Source organism: Cupriavidus neocaledonicus, from assembly GCF_000372525.1.
Classification (GTDB): Bacteria; Pseudomonadota; Gammaproteobacteria; order Burkholderiales; family Burkholderiaceae; genus Cupriavidus; species Cupriavidus neocaledonicus.
Genome location: NZ_AQUR01000097.1, coordinates 1 through 19,989, shown reverse-complemented (window position 1 = coordinate 19,989; position 19,989 = coordinate 1). Strand labels below are relative to the sequence as shown.

Sequence of the window (19,989 nt, the reverse complement as noted above, 5' to 3'; positions counted from 1 at the left end):
TGCCGCAGCGGGTGCCGCACCGGAAAGCGCCCGGGCCAGGATCAGGCCTCGTGCGAGCGCAGGAAGCGGAAGAACTCCACGCCTTCGCGCAGGCGCCGCTTCATCATGTCCCAGCTGCCGAGCATCTCGCGCACGATCTCCCAGATCTTGCCGGGGCGGAAGTAGAAGCGCTTGTAGAAGGTCTCGACACCGTGGTAGATGTCCTCCTTCGACAAGTGCGGGTAGCTGATCGCCGCCAGCTGCACGCCCTGGTCGTTGACCAGGTTGATGACCTTGTTCTCCTCGAGCCAGCCGTTCTCCACCGCCTGGCGGTACAGCGTGGTGCCGGGGTAGGGCGCGGCCAGCGAGACCTGGATGGTATGCGGGTTGATTTCCTTGGCGTATTCGATGGTCTTCTCGATGGTCTCGCGGGTCTCGCCCGGCAGGCCCAGGATGAAGGTGCCGTGGATCTGGATGCCGAGCTTGCGGCAGTCCTCGGTGAAGCGGCGCGCGATGTCGGTGCGCAGGCCCTTCTTGATGTTCAGCAGGATCTGGTCGTCGCCGGACTCGTAGCCCACCAGCAGCAGCCGCAGCCCGTTTTCCTTCATGATCTTGAGCGTGCTGTACGGCACGTTGGCCTTGGCGTTGCACGACCACGTCACGCCCAGCTGGCCCAGCCCGCGCGCAATCTCTTCGACGCGCGGCTTGAAATCGGTGAAGGTATCGTCGTCGAACATGATCTCCTTGACCTCGGGCATGTTCTCCTTGATCCATTTCACCTCGGCGATCACGCTTGCCGCCGAGCGCGTGCGGTAGCGGTGCCCGCCCACGGTCTGCGGCCACAGGCAGAAAGTGCAGCGCGAACGGCAGCCGCGGCCGGTGTAGATCGACACGTAAGGATGCTTCAGGTAGCCGATGAAGTAGTTCTCGATCTTGAGGTCGCGCTGGTAGACCGGCGCCACGAACGGCAGTTCGTCCATGTCCTCGATCATCGGGCGCTGGCCGTTGTGCTCGAGCGAGCCGTCCGGCAGGCGATAGCTGAGCCCCGCGATGTCGCTGAGCGGCTTGCCCGCGGCCACGTCCTGGCAGGTGTAGTCGAATTCCTCGCGGCAGACGAAGTCGATGGCGTCGCTCGCGCCCAGCGTGCCGCCGGGATCGACCGCGGGCTTGGCGCCGACCATGCCGATCATCACGCCGGGATGGCGCTGCTTCAGCGCCTCGGCGAACTTCGCATCGGTGGGAAAGGAAGGGGTGCTGGTGTGGATGATCACCAGCTCGTAGGCCGCGGCGATCTCCAGCGTCTGCTGCACGGTCAGGCCGTCGGCCGGGGCATCGAGCACGCGGCTGCCGGGCACCAGCGCGGCGGGCTGCGCCAGCCAGGTGGGGTACCAGAACGACTTGATCTCGCGCTTGGCCTGATAGCGCGAGCCCGCGCCGCCGTCGAAGCCGTCGAAGGACGGGGCCTGCAGGAACAGGGTTTTTTTCATAGCGGCCTCTTGGTATGGATGCCGGTGAAAGGTTGGGTGTCAGGTGAAAACTGCGTGGCGGCGCTGGCCCTCTCCCCCAGCCCCTCTCCCGCTTGCGAAAGAGAGGCGGGGAAAAGGGCCGGCGCTCGCCCGGAGTGGTGCCTGTCATGGACCGACAGCACCTGCTCCCGCCACCGCACCCGCTTGCCAGCCAACGCCAGCGCCCAGCACGCCAGCAACAAGCCATCGCGCAGCGGCGCCCGCAGTGCCGCGGCAACGCTGCCCGCCAGCACGCTGCGCGCCATTCCGCCGACGACGGCCGCGGCGATCGCCAGCGGCAGCGGTGCCAGCCACACCCCCAGCGCCAGCATCGGCCAGGTGAAGGTGACGAAGCTGAACGCATAGCCGGTCGGGTTCAGCGAGGCGATCGTGCGCATCCAGCGCAGCTCATGCCGCCACAGCAGCGTAAAGCGGTCTTCGGTGATGTCGGTCGTCACCACCACCTCCGACAACACCGTGCGCAAGCCCAGGCGCCGCGTCAGCTCGCCCAGCCAGAAGTCATCCGCGAGCCGGTCGCGCAACGCCCCGAATCCGCCGATGGCCGCGAGCGCTTCGCGACGCAGCGCGATGGTCGCGCCAAAGGCAAAGCGCCGCGAGCCGCCCGCATGGGCGATGCGCACCGCCGGCACAAACCAGTCGTCGATGAACTGCGCGCCGAGACGCGACCAGAAGCCGCCGATGGCGTGGCCGCGGTACAGGCAGGTGACCACGCCGACACCGGCGTCCGCCAGCGGCGCGGTCACGCGCGCCAGGTAGTCCGGCGCCACCGCGACGTCGCTGTCGGCGATGACCAGCGCATCATGCCTGGCCGCGCCGGACAGGTTGATCAGGTTGCTGACCTTGAGGTTGCTGCCATGCACCCGCGGGTCGATCACCAGCGCGATGTCGCAGGCCGGGAAGTCGCGCCGCAGCCGCGCCACCACGGCGATGGCGGGATCGTCCGCGGCGCGCACGCCGAACACCAGCTGGTAGCACGGATGGCGCTGCCGGCAGAAGCTCGCCAGGTTGGCGTAGAGACGGGGTTCGGCGCCGCACAGCGGCTTGAGCACGCTGACCGGCGTGGCGGCGATGGCGGCCATGGCGCCGCCTTGCGCAGGCTTGCGTCGCGACAGCCAGGCCGCCGCCAGCGCATAGCCAGCCGCCACGCAGACCAGCGCTGCGCCGGGCAGGGTGGCGGCAAGTCCGGCAGCCATCGCAATGGCTTCAGTGGGTGGCGGCGCTGGCCGGCGTGTCGGCCGCTCGTGGCTGCCTGGCGGGCGGCCGGGTGCGCTGGATTTCCTCGAGCTTGATCTCGACGTGGCGCGAGAACACGTACTCGGCCGGCCGCTGCCGGTCCAGCGCGATGTCCGGCGCCATCGGGCCGCTGGTGCGCACGCCGCGCAGGCTGACGCCGAGCGCCTTGAGCGGATGGGCAAAGGTGTCGGCCACGGCGGTGGCTTCGTAGCCGCTGTGCACCATGCAGTCGGCGCATTTCTCGTAGTTGCCGGTGCCGTAGGCGTCCCAGTCGGTCTCGTCCATCAGTTCGCGGAAGGTCGCGGCATAGCCTTCGCCCACCAGGTAGCACGGGCGCTGCCAGCCGAACACCGTGCGCGCCGGGTTGCCCCACGGGGTGCAATGGTAGGTCTGGTTGCCGGCGAGGAAATCCAGGAACAGCGTCGACTGGCTGAACGCCCAGTTCTTGCCCGCGCGGCCGCGGCTGAGGATGTCGCGGAACAGCTGGCGGGTCTTGCCGCGGTTTAGGAAGTGCTGCTGGTCCGGCGCGCGCTCGTAGGCATAGCCCGGCGACACGGTGATGCCATCGACGCCCAGCGCCTTGACCGAGTCGAAAAAGCTGGCCACGCGCTCGGGCTGCGCATCGTTGAACAGCGTGCAATTGATATTGACGCGGAAGCCGCGCGCCTTGGCCGCGCGGATCGCCTCGACGCAGCGGTCGTACACGCCTTCCTGGCACACCGAGCGGTCATGCATCTCGCGGTCGCCGTCCAGGTGCACCGACCAGATGAAATACGGGCTGGGCTGGTACTGGTCCAGCTTCTTTTCCATCAGCAGCGCATTGGTGCACAGGTAGACGAACTTGCGCCGCTGGATGATGCCTTGCACGATCTGCGGCATGTCCTTGTGCAGCAGCGGCTCGCCGCCGGCAATCGATACCACCGGCGCGCCGCACTCGTCCACCGCCTCCAGGCATTGCTGCACCGACAGGCGCTGGTTCAGGATGGGGTCCGGGTAATCGATCTTGCCGCAGCCCGAGCACGCCAGGTTGCAGCGGAACAGCGGTTCGAGCATCAGCGCAAGCGGATAGCGTTTCTGCCGCGACAGGTGCTTGCCGACGATATAGGCGCCCACGCGGGCAACCTGCAGGAGCGGAATGGCCACGACAGCTTCCTCTGGTTGGTTCAGCCTGCGATGTTCTCGTTGGTGGCAGCCGGCGCCGTGTCCGTGCCGGCCCCGGCTGGTGCCGATGGCGGCGTCACGTCGGCCAGCTCCGCCGGCAGCCGGAATTCGGCATGCTCTTCGCGCCCGGCCATGGTGCTGACCTCAACCGGCCCCAGCCGGCGCAGCGCCGCGATCACGTCCTCGACCATGGCCTCGGGGGCCGAGGCGCCGGCGGTGATGCCGACCACGTTGGCGTCGCGCACCCAGGCCGGGTCGAGCTCGCTGCCTTCGGCAATCAGGTAGCTGGGCACGCCGCTTTCGGTGCCGATCTCGCGCAGGCGGTTGGAATTGGAGCTGTTGGTCGCGCCGATCACCAGGATCACGTCGGCCAGCTTGCACAGGTCGCGCACCGCGCTCTGGCGGTTCTGCGTGGCGTAGCAGATGTCGCGCGTATCGGGACCGACCAGGTTGCTGAAGCGCCGTCCGAGCGCGGCGATGATGTTGCGGGTGTCGTCCACGCTCAGCGTGGTCTGGGTGACGTAGGCGACCGGGGTGTCGTCGGGCAGGTCGAGCTTGCCGACGTCGGCCTCGTTCTGCACCAGGATCACCTTGCCGGGAATCTGGCCCATGGTGCCTTCGACCTCTGGGTGGCCGGCATGGCCGATCAGGATCACGGTGCGGCCGCTGGCCGCGTACTGGCGGCCCTGGGTGTGGACCTTGATCACCAGCGGGCAGGTGGCGTCAATGGCATGCAGCTGGCGCTGGCGCGCATCGGCGACGACCTCGCGCGACACCCCGTGCGCGCTGAAGATGGTCACCGCGCCGGCCGGCACTTCGTCCAGTTCCTCGACGAAACGCGCGCCCTTGTCCTTCAGTCCCTGTACGACGTGCTTGTTATGCACGATCTCATGCCGCACGAACACCGGCGCACCGTGCTTGACGAGGGCGCGGTCGACGATCTCGATCGCGCGCACCACGCCGGCACAGAAGCCCCGGGGCTGAGCAAGAATCACCTGCATGGAGTAGGCCCCCGACCCTTTTGCTACGGGTTTCAGTGTTTGGGATCGCGCAATGGAAAGCGATGCCGGTATCCAGCCAGACCCACCGGAGATCCGCCGCGGATCACATTTTCCTCGCACGGTGGTTACTATATACCCGACACGCCGGCTTTGTCTGGCGCCGCCATGATCGGCGCAGGGCCGGCCCGGCGACGCCGCCTTACGAGGAAACGGGCTGATGAGCAAAAACGATGACGTGCTGGTGACCGGGGCCGCGGGTTTCCTGGGCTCGGCGGTGGCGCGCCAGGCGCTGGCGCGCGGCTGGCGCGTGCGCGTGCTGGTGCGCCCGCACAGTCCCCGCACCAATCTTGCCGGGCTGCCGGTCACCGTGGTCCAGGGCGACATGCGCGATGCCGCCGCGGTGACCGCGGCGCTGCAGGGCGTACGCTACCTGTTCCACGTCGCCGCCGACTACCGGCTGTGGGCGCGCGACCCGGAAGACATCGTGCGCACCAATGTCGACGGCACGCTGGCGGTGATGGAGGCCGCGCAGCGGGCCGGGGTCGAGCGCGTGGTCTATACCAGCAGCGTGGCGACGCTGCGCGTCGCCGGCGCGCAGGCACCGGTGGACGAAACCGCGTCGCTGCGCCCGCACGAGGCCATCGGCGCCTACAAGCGCAGCAAGGTATTGGCCGAACGCGTGGTCGAGCAACGGGTCGCCGAGCACGGCCTGCCGGCGGTGATCGTCAACCCGTCTACCCCCATCGGCCCGCGCGACGTGCGGCCCACGCCGACCGGCCGCATCATCGTCGACGCAGCCACTGGCAAGATCCCGGCCTTTGTCGATACCGGTCTGAACCTGGCCCACGTCGACGACGTCGCCAGCGGGCATGTGCTGGCGCTGGAGCGCGGCCGCACCGGCGAACGCTATATCCTGGGCGGGCAGGACGTGATGCTGCAGCAGATGCTGCGCGATATCGCCCAGCTGTGCGGCCGGCGCGCGCCGACCCTGCAGCTGCCGCGCTGGCCGCTGTATCCGCTGGCCTACGGCGCGGAAGCGGCGGCGCGACTGACCGGCAAGGAGCCGTTGCTGACTGTCGATGGACTCAATATGTCCCGCTACCGGATGTTCTTTACCTCAGACAAGGCGCGCAGGGAACTGGGGTATCAGCCGCGCCCGTACCAGGAGGGGCTGCGCGACGCGCTGGCATGGTTCCGCGCGCACGGCTACCTGGGCCATCCCTGAGCCGCCGGCTCAGGGCCGCACCGGAGCCTGGCTGCGGCCCTTCCACTGCCCGCCGCGCCGCAGCCGGTAGCGCCGCGCCGAGTCGATGGTCGCCCCCAGGTAGAACAGCGCCGTGACCGGCAGCAGCGGCGCCAGCCACCATGGCTGCCGGTACTCGCGCAGCATCGGCAGGTAGGCCAGCGCCATCGCGGCCCAGGCCAGCCAGGCCGGCCACACCAGCCAGCCCAGCGCCAGCACCGGCGGCACCAGGTAGGTCAGGACCATGCCGGCGACCGCGCCCGCCAGCCGCAGCGGGGAATAGCGCAATTGCGTGTAGGCGCTGCGCGCGATCATGTCCCACAGGCTGCGCCAGTGGTCATAGGGCCGCAGCGACACGCTGTCGTCGGCCAGGTCCAGCCGGATCGCGCCACCGGGCTTGATGCGCGCGGCCAAACTGCAGTCGTCGATCAGCTCGCCGCGGATCGCGGCAAAGCCGCCGATGCGCGCCAGCGCCGCGCGGCTTGCCAGCATGCAGCCGCCGGCCGCGGCGGCCACGCGGCTGCGCGGATCGCCCACGCGCGCGAAGGGATAGAGCTTGGCGAAGAAAAAGACAAAGGCCGGCACCACCAGCCGTTCCCACACCGAGGCGCAGCGCAGCCGCACCATCAGCGAGACCAGGTCGCGCCGTTCCGACTCGGCGCGCGCGACCAGGGCTGCCAGCACGCCCGGCCCGTGGCGGATATCGGCGTCGGTGAGCCAGACATAGCGTGCCTGCGGCGCGATGCGGTCGGCCGCGGCTAGACCTTCGGCCTGCGCCCAGACCTTGCCGCTCCAGCCGGCTGGCAGCTCGCGCGCGCCGATGACGGTGAGCGCGCAGGGGCGTGCCGTGGTCGCCGCGGCGGCGCGGGCGATATCGGCGGTGGCGTCGGCGCTGTGGTCATCCACCACGACCAGCGCCAGCGGCCCCGGGTAGCGCTGGCCCAGCACCCCGGCGACCGCGCTGCCGATGACATCGGCCTCGTCGCGCGCCGGGATGATGGCGACCACCTCGGGCCAGTGCGACGGCGCCGGCGCGGCCGGCGGCCTGCGCACGCGCCAGAACCCGGCGCGCCCGAACAGCAGCACGCCCCAGATGGCAAGCGACAACAGCGACAGCGCCATGGCAATGCGCATGGACCGCCCCCTATCCGACGAAGCGCCGCGCCAGGCGGGCCAGCCGCGGCACGGTGCCGGGGCGCAGCAGGCGCGTGTCGTAGCCCGCCATGCGCCGGGCATTCTCGGCCAGGCACAGGTCGATCATCGCGCCCGGCGTCAACGCCTCACCCAGCGCGGCCGAGCCGTTCATGGTGAAGTTGGCATCCTGCGCCACGCCGTCGGCATCGAGGCCGCGCGCGATACCGATCCGTTCCCAGACCAGGAAGGCCCACACCCGCGCCACCTTCAGCGCAAACAGCGGGCGGCGCCACCACGGCAGGTTGCGCCGGTACCACGCGGCCCAGTTGACGAAGAACAGGATGTGCCGGCCTTCTTCCTGGATCACGGGCTCGAAGGTCTCGACCAGTTCGGCGGGGAAGAAGCCGGAGCGTCTGGCCGCGGCGAAGAGCCCGAAGGCGAAGAAGCTGTCGATGCATTCGCTGTAGCCGGTCACCAGCCAGCCCCATTCGGGATCGCGCGGCGGCGGGTAGTCCGGCTCAGGCGCCAGCGCGATGCCGTAGGCCTGGACCAGCTTCGACAGCACCACCTTGTGGCGCGCCTCTTCAGCGCCGTCCAATTCCAGCGCGCGGCGCAACAGCGGGTCGTCGACGGTGCCGGCAAAGGTCCGGACCCGGATCGCGGCGCGGCCCTCGGTCTGCACGGCGATGTCCCAGATCGGCAGCGAGGTGACGCGATGCAGGGCCTCGGGCGGCAGCCTGGGCCACTCGATCACGGCGGGTTTGTAGGGGTTGTGCGTTTGCAGCAGCATGTTGCAGAACATCTGCAGGTGCTGCGTCGAACCGACGCGCACGTCCCCGGGGGCGGGGTCGGTCCAGTGGCGCATGGCGTGGTCGGCCTGCGCCAGCGTGGTGTGGGCTGCCGAGGCCGCTGAGTCCCCTGATGCGGCCGCGGCCGGCGCGTGGTGTTCGATGGCGCTGCTGTGCAACGCCGCTGCAACCGGCTTGGCGGAATCGGACGTCCCGGACATTCGGCCCCCCTGGCGATGGATTGCCCGGGAGCCATTGTAGCGAGGCGCGCCGCGCGGCGCACGCCGCGCCGGCACGCCTGCATGCCGCCGGCTCAGGCGCGGTAGCTGACCGGCCCGCGCGAGCGCATGTCGAGCGCGAAGTAGCAGATCGTCAGCAGCACCAGCCAGCCGGGCCCCACGTACAGCGCCACGCGCGTGTCGGGGAAGTAGGCCATCAGCGCCACCACCAGCGCCAGGAACGCCAGTGCGATATACGAGCCATACGGCCAGAACGGCATGCGGAACGCCAGCGCCTTGCGCTCGGCCGCCGACAGGCCGCGGCGGAACTGGATCTGCGTGACCAGGATGATGGCCCAGGTCCAGACCGCGCCGAAGGTGGAGATCGCGGTCACCCAGACAAAGACCTTCTCCGGCACCAGGTAATTGAGCAGCACGCCGGCCAGCAGCGCGGCGATCGACACCAGCAGCGCGCGGCGCGGCACGCCGTTGCGGTCGACCCTGGCGAAGGCCGCCGGCGCCTGGCCCTGCAGCGACAGGTTGTACAGCATGCGCCCGGTGCTGAAGATGCCGCCGTTGCACGACGACAGCGCCGCGGTCAGCACCACGAAGTTGATGATGCCGGCGGCGGTCTTGATGCCCAGGCGCTCGAAGGTCAGCACGAAGGGGCTGCCCTGCGCGCCGATCTCGTTCCACGGATACAGCGCCAGGATCACGAACAGCGCGCCGACGTAGAAAATCAGGATGCGCCAGAACACCGAGTTGATGGCGTCAGGAATCGACTTCTTCGGGTTGCGCGCCTCGCCGGCGGTCAGGCCGATCATCTCGACGCCGAGGTAGGCGAACATCACCATCTGCAGCGACATCAGCACGCCCGAGGCGCCGTTGGGCATGAAGCCGCCGTGCGCCCACAGGTTGGAGATGCCGGTGGCGACGCCGCCATTGCCGAAGCCGAACACGATCATCGCGCCGCCGCCGATCAGCATCAGCACGATGGTGACGATCTTGATCATGGCGAACCAGAACTCGAACTCGCCATAGGCCTTGACCGCCATCAGGTTGACCGAGCCCATCGCCGCCAGCGCGGCCAGCGCCCAGATCCAGCGCGGCACGTCAGGGAACCACATGCCCATGTAGATGGCCACGGCGGTGATTTCGGCGACGCAGGTCACCAGCCACAGGAACCAGTAATTCCAGCCGGTCAGGTAACCCGCCAGCGGGCCCATGTGGTCCTGCGCATAGCGGCAGAACGAGCCGGCCACCGGGTTGTGCACGGCCATCTCGCCCAGCGCGCGCATGATCAGGAAGATCATCGCGCCGCCTATCAGGTAGGCCAGCATGATGGCGGGGCCGGCCATCTTGATGGCATTGCCGGCGCCCAGGAACAGGCCCACGCCGATGGCCGATCCCAGCGCCATCAGCCGGATATGGCGTTCGCCCAGGCCGCGTTGCAGATGTTCTGCGCTTGCACTCATGCTTCGTTGTCTCCGTGTGATCTGAATGGCCGCGCCAACCCTTGTGGGGCTGACGGGGGCAGAGAACTTTCGCGCTTGCGGGGCACGCAAACGGAAAAGAGCGGGCAGGTTAATCAGATAACGGGGATATTTGTTGCTGAATTCATACTGAAATGCAGGAAAAATTGCTGGCCCGGCGGAATGCTGGCGGCGGCGCGCAATGACATGGCTAACGGGGCCGGCGCGGGCGCGCAGGGGAGCCGGCACGGTCGCCGGCCTGGAATGCAGCGCGGCCCGCTCAGGGATGCCAGGTTGCCGGCGGCCTGTCGCCATGCAGCGCGGGCCGCTGACTGCCCGCCATCGCATAGGAAAGCTTGTTCGCGGCGTCGACAACGGTCTGCGCCAGTTCCAGCAACCGCGCTTCGCCAAGCCGGGAAGTCGGCCCGGAAATGCACATCGAGCCCAGCAGGCGCCAGTGCAGTCCGAACACCGGCGCCGACACGCTCGAGACTTCGGGCTCGCGCTCGCCGAGCGACAGGTGGAAGCCGCGGCGCCGGATCATTTCATAGAGCTCGCCCGGCTCGCCGGAAAACGCCAGGATGACGCGCCCGGGCGAGCCGCTGTCCAGCGGCAGCGCCGCGCCGATCCTGACGTGATGGCGGATGGCCTGCGGGCCTTCGACACGAACCAGGCAGGTTCGCTGCTGGCCCTCGCGCACGTAGAACGAAGCGCTTTCACCGGTCTTGATAGTCAGTTCCCGCAGCACCGGCTCGACCACTTCCTGCACGTTGAAGGTGGCCTGGTAGCACGCGCCCAGCCAGCCGGCCGCGCGGCCCAGGCGCCAGTTGCCGTCTTCCTTCTGCACCAGGTAGTTGTCTGCCGCCAGCGTGCGCGCCAGGCGCAGCACGGTGGTCTTGTGGATGCCGGTGCGCCGGCTCAGCTCCGCCAGCGACAGTTGCGGGTCGTTGACGCCGAAGGCTTCCAGGACGCGCAAGGCACGCGTCACGGCGATCACGACACCGGAGCCTTCTTCGGCACCCGAAGCGCTTTCTAAATCACTTTTAGGGTTCATGGCACGAAATGCGGTGCACAGTGTGAAACGGCATTGTATGCCGTGAAACGGTGCACCACAATCCGACTCACAACGAAACCAGATTCGGAGACATCCATGCAATGCATCCCCCGTCGCGCCCGTCGCGCCTTCCTGACGTTTGCCGGCCTGCTGATGGCATGCACCAGTGCCTACGCCGCCTCGCCCTATCCGGCGAAACCTATCCGCGTCATCGTGCCGTTTCCCGCCGGCGGCGGCACCGACATCATCGCCCGCGAGGTGACCAATACCGTGGCGAAGTCGACCGGCTGGGTCTTTGTCGTGGAAAACAAGCCGGGTTCGGGTGGCAACGTCGGCGTCGATGCGGCGGCCAAGGCACCGGCCGATGGCTACACCATCGCCATGGGGCAGACCAGCAACCTTGCCATCAACGCCTCGCTGTACGAACACCTGCCGTATGACCCGCTGAAGGACCTGGCGCCGATCAGCCTGGTCGCCTCCGCGCCGCTGGTGCTGGTGACGCACGTCAACTCGCCGTACAAGACCATGAAGGACGTGATCCAGGCCGCCCGGGCAAAGCCCGCATCGCTGAATTTCGCCTCGCCCGGCAATGGCACCGTCGCCCACCTGGGCGGCGAGCAGCTGCAAAGCACCGCGAAAGTCAAATTCACCCACGTCCCGTACAAGGGCGCGGCCCAGGCAGTCAACGACCTGATGGGCGGACAGGTGGACCTGTACATGGCGTCCGTGCCGACGCTGCTCGGCCACATCAAGAACAACAAGCTGCGGCCGCTGGCGGTGACGTCAGCGAAGCGCGTGCCGGACCTGCCCCAGGTGCCGACCGTGGCCGAGTCCGGCTATCCCGGCTTCGAGACCGCGACCTGGTTCGGCTTTGTCGCGCCGGCCGCGACGCCGAAGGACATCGTCGTGCGGCTCAATGCCGAGTTCAACAAGGCCCTGCAGTCGCCGGCGCTGGTCAAGAAGCTGAACGAGCAAGGCGCCTCGGTGCTGGTCGGCACGCCCGAAGCCTTCACCACGCTGATCAGGCAGGACATCGGACGCTGGGCCGCGGTCATCAAGGCCTCCGGCACCAAGCTGGACTGATCGACTTGCGACCCCTATCCCTTTCATCTTGCCGGAGATTTCCATGACCTTGCCCAACATCATCAAATCGTTCGAGCGCGTGCCCGCCGCCGTGGTCGAGCGTGCCGCCCGCTTCCAGCCGGCCATCCTGTCGGATGTCGGCGGCCGCCGCGGCGCCCTGCATGGCCGCATCCGCGCCCTGCGTCCGACCATGAAAGTCGCCGGCCCCGCCTTCACCGTGGAAGTGCGTCCCGGCGACAACCTGATGATCCACGCCGCGCTGGCGCTGGCACAGCCCGGCGACGTGCTGGTGGTGGACGGCAAAGGCGACCAGACCTCCGCGCTGATGGGAACGATCATGATGCATGCCGCGCGCCAGCGCGGGCTGGCCGGGGTCGTGATCGATGGCGCCGTGCGTGACTGCCTAGAACTGGAGGTCATGCAGTTCCCGGTCTTTTCCGTAGGCACCAATCCCAATGGTCCGACCAAGGAAGTCGGCGGCCGCATCGGCCACCCGATTTCGGTCGGCGGCGTCACGGTGAACCCGGGCGACTATATCTGCGGCGATGCCGACGGCCTGGTCGTGGTCGAGCGCGGCAAGATCGAAGCGCTGCTCGACGCCGCGGCGAAGAAGGAAGAGGCCGAAGCCATGCGCATCGCGCAGATCAAGGAAGGCAATACCACCGCGCCGTGGCTGCTGGCATCGCTGGTGACGGCCGGCGTCCTGAAGCAGGGAGAGACACTGTGACCGGCAAGGACGTCATTATCGTCACGGGTGCGGACCTGGCACCGCAAGCGCTCGCGCTGCTTGGCGACTACGAAGTCGTCTTCGCGGGCATGAAGCCGCAGACCGCCGAGCTGGTCGCGCTGGCGCGCCAGCACAACCCGGTCGGCATCATCGTGCGCTATGGCAGCGTGACGGCCGAGGTCATGGATGCGGCACCGGCCCTGAAGGTGATCTCGAAGCACGGCAGCGGCATCGACGTGATCGACCAGAACGCCGCGGCCGCGCGCGGCATCGCCGTGAAGGCCGCGGTCGGCGCCAACGCTGCCGCCGTGGCCGAACATGCCTGGGCGCTGATCCTCGCCTGTGCCAAGTCGGTGCCGCAGCTGAACGCCCGCATGCGCGCGGGCCATTGGGACAAGTCGACCCACAAGACCATCGAGCTCAATGGCCGCACCCTGGGCATCGTCGGCCTGGGCGAGATCGGCCGCCGCGTTGCGGTGACCGGCGTGGCGATGGGCATGCGCGTGATTGCCTTCGATCCCTATGCGAAGACACTGCCCGACGGCGTCACGCTGGTCAGCGAGCTGCCGCAGCTCTACCAGGCAGCGGACGTGGTGTCGCTGCACTGCCCGCTGACCGACGAAAACCGCGGCATGCTGAACCGTGAGACGCTGGCCCTGTTCAAGCACGGCGCCATCCTGGTCAACACCGCACGCGGCGGCCTGATCGACGAGCCGGCGTTGGCCGAGGCGCTCGACGGCAGGCTCTACGCGGCGGGCCTCGACAGCTTCGCGGTCGAGCCGATGGTCGTGCCGCATCCGTTCCAGACCCTTCCCAACGTCATCCTGTCGCCGCATATCGGCGGTGTCAGCGATGCGGCGTACGTGAACATGGGGGTGGGGGCCGCGAACAACGTGCTTGCCGTGCTGCAGGGCTTTGCCGCGTCGGTCTAGGCGAGGCTTCGACGCTTCACCGGTCAAAACAATACAGGCATCGCGGCCGGCTGGCAGCCGGATCGGCCGCGGCAGGAGACAAAGATGGTCTGTCGTAAATTCGTTCTGATTGCAGTGGTCGCGGCGATGGCCGCTGCCGGCGCGGCGCCGGCATCGGCAGCCTACCCGGACAAGCCGGTGCGCATTGTCGTGCCGAATCCCCCCGGCGGCGCCGTCGACGTGGTGACCCGCAAGGTGGCGCAGAAGCTCACCGAGCAGACCGGCCAGAGTTTCGTGGTCGAGAACAAGCCGGGCGCTTCCGGCACCATCGGCACCACCCAGGTGGTCAAGGCGCCCGCCGACGGCTATACGCTGCTGGCCAATGACAACTCCTACACCACGCTGCCCTACGTCTTCAAGAAACTGAACTGGGACCACCAGACCGCGCTGGTGCCGATCGCCCCGTTCGCGTTCTCGCCGGTCGTGCTCGGAGTCAAGGCCGATGCGCGCTTCAAGGACCTGGCGTCGCTGATTCGATATGCCAAGGCGCATCCGGGTGAGGTGACATTCGGGACCGGCGGTCCGGGCAGCTCACCGCATTTTTCTACGGAAGCGTTTCAGCAAGCCGCCGGCATCAAGCTGATGCACGTTCCGTACAAGGGTGCCGGCGATGCCATGGTCGGCCTGCTGAGCGGCAACGTCGACTTGCTGGTGGTGTCCACGCCGACCGCGCTGGCGCCGGTCAAGGGCAACCAGATGCGCCTGCTTGCCATCAGCGGCAAGCGCCGGGTCGATGCGTTCCCGGACGTGCCGACATTCACCGAAGCCGGGCTGCCGACATTCAACCTGTTCAACTGGTCAGGCCTGGCGGCACCGAAGGGAACGCCCGTGGAAGTGATCGCGCGGCTGCAGGCAGAGGTTCAGAAGGCCCTGCAGTCGCCTGACATGAAGCAGTTCCTGGCGCAGATGGGCTCGCAACCGGGCAACCTGGACAGCAGCGCGTTTGCAGAGCTGATCCAGCGGGAAACCGCGCAATGGGCGGCCGTTGCGCAGAAGGCCAATATCGAAAAGCAGTAGCAGCGGGGACCACCATGATGTTGCTTGCGCAACCCCGGGTCCGGGACGCCACGGTGCTTACGCGCCTGCCGGAATCCTTTCGCCGGCAGGATCGCGCCAACGCCTGGTCGCAGGCCAATCGCGGCGGCACGGTTACCGAGTCGTTCCTGGAAGGACCGGTCTGGTCGGAAGGCCACCTGTGGGTGACCGACATTCCCTATGGCCGCGTGTTCCGCATATCGCTGCAGGGCAGCTGGGAACTGGTGGCCGAGTACGACGGCGAGCCGAACGGCATGAAGCGCCTGGCCAGCGGCGACTTCCTGATCACCGACTACCGCAACGGGCTGATGCGGCTGGACCCGCAGACAGGCGCCGTGACGCCGTTCCTTGAGCGCAGGAATTCGGAGCGCTTCCGGGGTGTCAACGACCTGACCTTCGATGCCGCGGGCAACCTGTACTTCACGGACCAGGGCCAGACTGGCATGCACGATCCCACCGGCCGCGTCTACCGCCTCTCGCCCGCGGGCAAGCTCGACGTGCTGCTGAACAACGCACCGAGCCCGAATGGCCTGGTGCTGTCGCCCGACGAGAAGGTGCTGTATGTCGCCATGACGCGTGGCAACTGCGTATGGCGCGTGCCGCTGCAGGCCGACGGCTCCGTCAGCAAGGTCGGCCAGTTCTTCACGTCATACGGACCGAGCGGTCCGGACGGGCTGGCCATGCGCGCGGATGGGTACCTGCTCGTGGCCAATCCGGGGCTGGGCTATGTCTGGGTGCTGAACCATCGCGCCGAGCCGGTCGAAGTCATCCGCACGCCGGTCGGCGCATCGTTGACCAACCTGTGCTTCGGAGGCGCTGACGGCAAGACGCTGCTGATGACGGAATCGACCACGGGAACGATTCTGAGTGCAGCGGTGCCCGAGGGCGGCGCGCCGGTGCATGGCGGGGTGGTGGCCTGACAGGTCTCAGCCGCTCAGGTCCCACACCCCGCGCGCCGGCAGGCGCCCGGCATTCCGATGTGCGACCAGCTTCTTGTACAGCGCCGCCCGGCTGATGCCGATGGCCGCGGCGGCGCGGGCCACATGGCCGGAACTGGCCGCCAGCGCGCGGAGCAGGTACGTCGCTTCGAAGCCGGCCATCGCTTCGGCGTAGCCCAGGTCCGCAGGATGTGCCTCGCCGGCCGTGGATGCCGCCAATGCCTTCAATGCCGCCGGTGGCGCCGGCACGGATGCCGGTACCGGTACGCTTCTGATGCCGAGCAGCGATGCCAGCATGCTGTCGTCCACCTCGCCGGAGTCATGCATCATCACCAGCCGCTCGAGGATGTTGCGCAACTGGCGCACGTTGCCGGGCCAGTCGTATTCGCCCAGCAGTTGCAGCGCGGCGGGCGTCAGCACCGGTGCGTCGCGCTCCGCGCGCGTGCAGATCTCTTCCAGCATGGCGTACACCAGCGTCAGCAGGTCGGGCTGGCGCTGACGTAGCGGCGGCAGGCAGATCGGCAGCACGTTGAGCCGGTAATACAGGTCCGCGCGGAATTTGCCGGCGTCCACCAGGGCCGGCAGGTCGGCGGAGGTGGCGGCGATGATGCGCACGTCGGAGCGGATGATACGGTTCGAGCCGATCGGCTCGATTTCTTTCTCCTGCAGGGCACGCAGCAGCTTGCTTTGCAGCATCAGCGGCATGTCGCCGATCTCGTCCAGGAACAGTGTGCCGCCGTCGGCCAGTTCGAATTTGCCCATGCGGCCCTTGCGCTCGGCCCCGGTGTAGGCGCCCGGCGCCGCACCGAAGAATTCGACTTCGAGCAAGGTCTCGGGAATCGCGGCCATGTTCAGCGTCACCAGCGGGCGTCCGGCACGTGCCGACGCCGCGTGGATGGCATGGGCCAGCAGTTCCTTGCCGGTGCCGGTCTCGCCCAGCAGCAAAACCGGCGCATCGGCCTGCGCGGCGCGGCGCGCCAGCCGCTTGACCTCGAGCGTGGCGGGGCAGTTGCCGACGAAGCTGGCAAAGGTGTACTTGGCACGCCGGGTCTGTTCCAGGGTACGGCGCGTGGCCACCAGTTCTTCCCGCACGCGGGTGTAATGCGTGAACAGCGGGGTTAGCGACTTGAGCTCGTCGAAGAGCGCAAAGCCGACCGCGCCGATGGTCTTGCCGTCGTCGTCCTTGATCGGCAGGCGCATCACGATCATCGGGTCCTGCGGGGTTTCCAGGATATCGAGCAGGATCGGCTTGCCGGTCTCGACCACCTGGCGCATCAGGCTGGTCGGGATCACCCGCTCGCACTCCAGGCCGATGGCCGCGCCGGGGTCGTCGAAGCCGAAGCGCGCGGCGTAGCGCTTGTTGATCCAGACCACGCGCGCGTTCGCGTCGACCACGATGGTGCCCTCGCTCAAATTCTCGAAGGTGCGGAACAGCGATTCCATCGCGCGCCGCGCGACCGCGTCGTAATTGCCAAGCATGCCGCCGTCTTCGTCGCGCAGTGTCTTCATCTGGTTGTCTCCTTTTGGAGATGGATTCTCACATGGGCGACGATTTTTCTCCAAGCCGTCTCCATTTGGAGAATTCTGCCACCGATAACGCGCTTTTTGAGTCGTATAGCGCACATATGTGGCTGGCACGAACGGTGCAATGTTTGCCGGACCTCCGCAGCGCTGTACTGCCCGCCGGGGGAAGTGCACACGCGGCCCGCCGTGACACGCCAAGCCAAAAAAATAGAATCCTCGCGGAGACTTCATGTCCTTTGTTGTTGTCGTTGCAGCCCTTGCTGTCCTGATGCTCGCCGCCTGTGGCGGCTACAGCTTCATCCTGTTTGCCCCCATGGCCGCGCTCGGCGGCGTGGCACTGCTGGACCCCTCGCGGTCCCGCCCGCTTTCACCGGCATCTTCATGGAGAAGATGGTCGGCTTCGTGAAGCTGTATTTCCCTGGTGTTCTTACCTGACCGGGCTGGTTTGACCCTGCCACGCCCGCGCTAAAGCGATCGCGCGGCCCATGCCGACAACCTGACTGCAGAGATTCATGACAACCCTGAACGGAAAAACCGCGCTCGTCACCGGCTCAACCAGCGGCATCGGATTGGGCATTGCGCAGGTGCTGGCCCGCGCCGGCGCCAATCTCGTACTCAATGGCTTTGGCGACACCGAAGCCGCCATCGCCGCCATCGAGGCAACCGGCGCCGCGGTCATCCATCACCCCGCCGACATGCGCAGGCCGGACGAGATCGAAGCCATGTTCGCCATGGCGCGGCAGCGCTTCGGCGCCGTCGATGTGCTGGTGAACAACGCCGGCATCCAGCATGTGGCGCCGATCGAGAGCTTCGACACGCGCACATGGGACGACATCCTCGCTATCAACCTGAGCTCCGGCTTCCATACGACCCGGCAGGCTTTGCCCGGCATGCGCGCGCGCAACTGGGGGCGGATCATCAACATTGCCTCGGTGCACGGCCTGGTGGGGTCGGCCGGCAAGTCGGCCTACGTCGCCGCCAAGCATGGGCTGGTGGGTTTGACCAAGGTCACCGCTCTGGAAACGGCGCGCACGGGCGTGACCTGCAACGCCATCTGCCCGGGCTTCGTGCTGACCCCGCTGGTGCAGCGGCAGATCGACGACCTGGCCGCCAGGGAAGGGCTGTCCGCGGACGATGCCCGCGCCCGCCTGTTGGGCGAGAAGCAGCCGTCCGGCCGCTTCGTGACGCCCGCGGAGCTCGGCAACCTTGCGCTGATGCTGTGCTCGCCCGAGGCGGCCGAGGTGCGCGGCGCGACCTGGGTCGCCGACGGTGGCTGGACCGCGCAGTAGAACCGCTTTCAAACCACGACGGTCGCACAGATCCGCTCATGAGCGGCCAGCGTCCGGCTGCGGCCCGCAAACAATACGACAAACAGGCAGGAGACAATGCCTCAACACGAAACCATTCTTCAGACGCGGAACCTCACCAAGGAGTTCAAGGGGTTCACGGCGGTAAGCGACGTCAACCTGCGGGTGCGCCGCGGCTCGATCCATGCGTTGATCGGCCCCAACGGCGCGGGCAAGACCACTTGCTTCAACCTGCTCACCAAGTTCCTGGAGCCGACCACCGGCACCATCCTGTTCAACGGCGTCGACATCACGCGCGAAAAGCCGGCGCAGATCGCGCGGCGCGGCGTGATCCGCTCGTTCCAGATCTCGGCGGTGTTCCCGCACCTGACGGTGATGGAAAATGTGCGCATCGGCCTGCAGCGGCAACTGGGCACCGCGTACCAGTTCTGGCGCAGCGAGCGCTCGCTCGACGTGCTCAATGACCGCGCCATGGAGCTGCTCGAGCAGGTCGGCCTGACCGAGTTCGCGCACACGCTCACGGTGAACCTGCCGTACGGGCGCAAGCGCGCGCTGGAGATCGCCACCACGCTGGCGATGGAGCCCGAGCTGATGCTGCTGGACGAACCCACGCAGGGCATGGGCCACGAGGACGTGGACCGCGTCACGCAGCTGATCAAGCAGGTCTCGGCGGGCCGCACCATCCTGATGGTGGAGCACAACATGAGCGTGGTCTCGTCGATCGCCGACAAGATCACGGTGCTGCAGCGCGGCGCGGTGCTGGCCGAAGGCCCGTATGCCGAGGTGTCGAAGGACCCGCGCGTGATGGAAGCCTACATGGGCACCGCCGACGCGGAACTGCAGGGCGCGCACTGAGGCCGGGGGGACGACACATGAGCACAGCCAATACTCCCGCCCTGGAAATCAAGGGCCTGCACGCCTGGTACGGCGAATCGCACATCCTGCACGGCGTCGACCTGACCGTGAACCCGGGCGAGGTGGTCACGCTGCTGGGCCGCAACGGCGCCGGGCGCACCACCACGCTGCGCGCGATCATGGGGCTGACCGGCGCGCGCAAGGGCTCGATCCGGGTCAATGGCCACGAGACCATCGGTCTGCCCACGCACAAGATCGCGCACTACGGCATCGGCTATTGCCCGGAAGAGCGCGCCATCTTCTCCAGCCTTTCATGCGAAGAGAACCTGCTGCTGCCGCCGCAGCTGAAGGGCAAGGACTCGGGCATGAGCGAGGCCGAGATCTACGAGATGTTCCCGAACCTGAAGGAGCGCCGCCAGAGCCAGGGCACGCGCCTGTCGGGCGGCGAGCAGCAGATGCTGGCGGTGGGGCGCATCCTGCGCACCGGCGCCAACCTGCTGCTGCTCGACGAGATCTCGGAAGGGCTGGCACCGGTGATCGTGCAGGCGCTGGCGCGCATGATCCGGATGCTCAAGCAGAAGGGGTACACGGTGGTGATGGTGGAGCAGAACTTCCGCTTTGCCGCGCCGCTGGCGGACCGCTTCTACGTGATGGAGCACGGCACCATCGTCGAACGCTTCGCGGCCAGCGAGCTGCAGGCCAAGATGCCGGTGCTGCATGAATTGCTCGGGGTCTGATCC

At 67.7% G+C, this 19,989-nt stretch carries 18 protein-coding genes and 1 pseudogene; 10 read left to right on the top strand and 9 right to left on the bottom strand.

The window, feature by feature from the left end; all coding sequences use genetic code 11:
• Positions 1–41 precede the first annotated feature (41 nt).
• From hpnJ to ispH, 4 genes are read right to left on the bottom strand one after another with little or no spacing between them, the layout of a single operon-like run.
• Positions 42–1,466, bottom strand: coding sequence for a hopanoid biosynthesis associated radical SAM protein HpnJ (gene hpnJ / locus A3AG_RS0115885; protein ID WP_018006366.1), 1,425 nt, complete (start codon positions 1,464–1,466; stop codon positions 42–44).
• Positions 1,463–2,698 (bottom strand): bacteriohopanetetrol glucosamine biosynthesis glycosyltransferase HpnI, encoded by a 1,236-nt coding sequence (gene hpnI, locus A3AG_RS31680; protein ID WP_018006365.1) that lies wholly within the window; start codon positions 2,696–2,698, stop codon positions 1,463–1,465. The genes hpnJ and hpnI overlap by 4 nt, the downstream gene beginning before the upstream one ends.
• Before the next feature lie 10 nt (positions 2,699–2,708).
• A complete protein-coding gene (gene hpnH, locus A3AG_RS0115875; protein WP_018006364.1) occupies positions 2,709–3,881 on the bottom strand; it encodes an adenosyl-hopene transferase HpnH in 1,173 nt (390 codons plus the stop codon).
• A 20-nt stretch (positions 3,882–3,901) separates the two neighbouring features.
• Positions 3,902–4,900, bottom strand: coding sequence for a 4-hydroxy-3-methylbut-2-enyl diphosphate reductase (ispH, locus tag A3AG_RS0115870; protein ID WP_018006363.1), 999 nt, complete (start codon positions 4,898–4,900; stop codon positions 3,902–3,904).
• A 217-nt stretch (positions 4,901–5,117) separates the two neighbouring features.
• On the opposite strand from ispH, the gene hpnA reads away from it, so the two are divergent.
• A complete protein-coding gene (hpnA, locus tag A3AG_RS0115865; protein ID WP_018006362.1) occupies positions 5,118–6,125 on the top strand; it encodes a hopanoid-associated sugar epimerase in 1,008 nt (335 codons plus the stop codon).
• Between the two features lie 9 nt (positions 6,126–6,134).
• Here the strand turns inward: hpnA and A3AG_RS0115860 are convergent, their stop codons facing one another.
• From A3AG_RS0115860 to A3AG_RS0115845, 4 genes are all read right to left on the bottom strand, one after another.
• On the bottom strand, positions 6,135–7,277 hold the full coding sequence (locus A3AG_RS0115860; protein ID WP_018006361.1) for a glycosyltransferase: 1,143 nt from the start codon (positions 7,275–7,277) through the stop codon (positions 6,135–6,137).
• A 10-nt stretch (positions 7,278–7,287) separates the two neighbouring features.
• On the bottom strand, positions 7,288–8,286 hold the full coding sequence (locus A3AG_RS0115855; protein ID WP_026164224.1) for a hypothetical protein: 999 nt from the start codon (positions 8,284–8,286) through the stop codon (positions 7,288–7,290).
• Positions 8,287–8,378: 92 nt separating this feature from the next.
• The gene (locus A3AG_RS0115850; protein WP_018006359.1) at positions 8,379–9,758 is read right to left on the bottom strand and encodes an amino acid permease; all 1,380 of its coding nucleotides are present in this window, start codon (positions 9,756–9,758) and stop codon (positions 8,379–8,381) included.
• Between the two features lie 277 nt (positions 9,759–10,035).
• Positions 10,036–10,809, bottom strand: coding sequence for an IclR family transcriptional regulator (locus tag A3AG_RS0115845; RefSeq protein WP_018006358.1), 774 nt, complete (start codon positions 10,807–10,809; stop codon positions 10,036–10,038).
• 96 nt (positions 10,810–10,905) lie between these two features.
• Between A3AG_RS0115845 and A3AG_RS0115840 the strand changes: the two genes are divergently transcribed.
• The 5 genes from A3AG_RS0115840 (at position 10,906) to A3AG_RS0115820 (ending at position 15,545) form a co-directional block, all read left to right on the top strand.
• Positions 10,906–11,892: a Bug family tripartite tricarboxylate transporter substrate binding protein gene (locus A3AG_RS0115840; RefSeq protein WP_018006357.1), complete on the top strand. Its 987-nt coding sequence runs from the start codon at positions 10,906–10,908 to the stop codon at positions 11,890–11,892.
• Between the two features lie 43 nt (positions 11,893–11,935).
• Positions 11,936–12,619 (top strand): RraA family protein, encoded by a 684-nt coding sequence (locus tag A3AG_RS0115835; protein WP_018006356.1) that lies wholly within the window; start codon positions 11,936–11,938, stop codon positions 12,617–12,619.
• Positions 12,616–13,551: a hydroxyacid dehydrogenase gene (locus tag A3AG_RS0115830; RefSeq protein ID WP_018006355.1), complete on the top strand. Its 936-nt coding sequence runs from the start codon at positions 12,616–12,618 to the stop codon at positions 13,549–13,551. Before A3AG_RS0115835 ends, A3AG_RS0115830 begins: the two co-directional genes overlap by 4 nt.
• 126 nt (positions 13,552–13,677) lie before the next feature.
• Positions 13,678–14,607, top strand: a complete 930-nt coding sequence (locus tag A3AG_RS0115825; RefSeq protein WP_020384462.1) for a Bug family tripartite tricarboxylate transporter substrate binding protein — start codon at positions 13,678–13,680, stop codon at positions 14,605–14,607.
• A gap of 14 nt (positions 14,608–14,621) precedes the next feature.
• A complete protein-coding gene (locus A3AG_RS0115820; RefSeq protein WP_018006353.1) occupies positions 14,622–15,545 on the top strand; it encodes an SMP-30/gluconolactonase/LRE family protein in 924 nt (307 codons plus the stop codon).
• Between the two features lie 6 nt (positions 15,546–15,551).
• Here A3AG_RS0115820 and A3AG_RS0115815 read toward each other — a convergent pair whose 3' ends face one another.
• Positions 15,552–17,072, bottom strand: a complete 1,521-nt coding sequence (locus A3AG_RS0115815) for a sigma-54 interaction domain-containing protein (protein WP_018006352.1) — start codon at positions 17,070–17,072, stop codon at positions 15,552–15,554.
• Between the two features lie 244 nt (positions 17,073–17,316).
• Between A3AG_RS0115815 and A3AG_RS33425 the strand changes: the two are divergent.
• The 4 genes and pseudogenes from A3AG_RS33425 to A3AG_RS0115800 all read left to right on the top strand — a co-directional run.
• Positions 17,317–17,507, top strand: a pseudogene (locus A3AG_RS33425) (GntP family permease); the annotation flags it as partial.
• 92 nt (positions 17,508–17,599) lie between these two features.
• On the top strand, positions 17,600–18,376 hold the full coding sequence (locus tag A3AG_RS0115810; protein ID WP_018006351.1) for a 3-hydroxybutyrate dehydrogenase: 777 nt from the start codon (positions 17,600–17,602) through the stop codon (positions 18,374–18,376).
• 96 nt (positions 18,377–18,472) lie between these two features.
• Positions 18,473–19,249: an ABC transporter ATP-binding protein gene (locus A3AG_RS0115805; RefSeq protein ID WP_018006350.1), complete on the top strand. Its 777-nt coding sequence runs from the start codon at positions 18,473–18,475 to the stop codon at positions 19,247–19,249.
• 17 nt (positions 19,250–19,266) lie between these two features.
• Positions 19,267–19,986: an ABC transporter ATP-binding protein gene (locus tag A3AG_RS0115800; RefSeq protein ID WP_018006349.1), complete on the top strand. Its 720-nt coding sequence runs from the start codon at positions 19,267–19,269 to the stop codon at positions 19,984–19,986.
• The last annotated feature ends 3 nt before the right edge of the window (positions 19,987–19,989 follow it).

Coding starts and splice junctions, on each gene's coding strand:
- A3AG_RS0115805 (WP_018006350.1), top strand. CDS start 18,473: ATGCCTCAACACGAAACCATTCTTCAGACGCGGAACCTCACCAAGGAG.
- A3AG_RS0115840 (WP_018006357.1), top strand. CDS start 10,906: ATGCAATGCATCCCCCGTCGCGCCCGTCGCGCCTTCCTGACGTTTGCC.
- A3AG_RS0115850 (WP_018006359.1), bottom strand. CDS start 9,758: ATGAGTGCAAGCGCAGAACATCTGCAACGCGGCCTGGGCGAACGCCAT.
- A3AG_RS0115810 (WP_018006351.1), top strand. CDS start 17,600: ATGACAACCCTGAACGGAAAAACCGCGCTCGTCACCGGCTCAACCAGC.
- A3AG_RS0115820 (WP_018006353.1), top strand. CDS start 14,622: ATGATGTTGCTTGCGCAACCCCGGGTCCGGGACGCCACGGTGCTTACG.
- A3AG_RS0115800 (WP_018006349.1), top strand. CDS start 19,267: ATGAGCACAGCCAATACTCCCGCCCTGGAAATCAAGGGCCTGCACGCC.
- A3AG_RS0115860 (WP_018006361.1), bottom strand. CDS start 7,277: ATGCGCATTGCCATGGCGCTGTCGCTGTTGTCGCTTGCCATCTGGGGC.
- hpnA (WP_018006362.1), top strand. CDS start 5,118: ATGAGCAAAAACGATGACGTGCTGGTGACCGGGGCCGCGGGTTTCCTG.
- hpnJ (WP_018006366.1), bottom strand. CDS start 1,466: ATGAAAAAAACCCTGTTCCTGCAGGCCCCGTCCTTCGACGGCTTCGAC.
- A3AG_RS0115835 (WP_018006356.1), top strand. CDS start 11,936: ATGACCTTGCCCAACATCATCAAATCGTTCGAGCGCGTGCCCGCCGCC.
- A3AG_RS0115845 (WP_018006358.1), bottom strand. CDS start 10,809: ATGAACCCTAAAAGTGATTTAGAAAGCGCTTCGGGTGCCGAAGAAGGC.
- A3AG_RS0115815 (WP_018006352.1), bottom strand. CDS start 17,072: ATGAAGACACTGCGCGACGAAGACGGCGGCATGCTTGGCAATTACGAC.
- hpnI (WP_018006365.1), bottom strand. CDS start 2,698: ATGGCTGCCGGACTTGCCGCCACCCTGCCCGGCGCAGCGCTGGTCTGC.
- A3AG_RS0115825 (WP_020384462.1), top strand. CDS start 13,678: ATGGCCGCTGCCGGCGCGGCGCCGGCATCGGCAGCCTACCCGGACAAG.
- ispH (WP_018006363.1), bottom strand. CDS start 4,900: ATGCAGGTGATTCTTGCTCAGCCCCGGGGCTTCTGTGCCGGCGTGGTG.
- A3AG_RS0115855 (WP_026164224.1), bottom strand. CDS start 8,286: ATGTCCGGGACGTCCGATTCCGCCAAGCCGGTTGCAGCGGCGTTGCAC.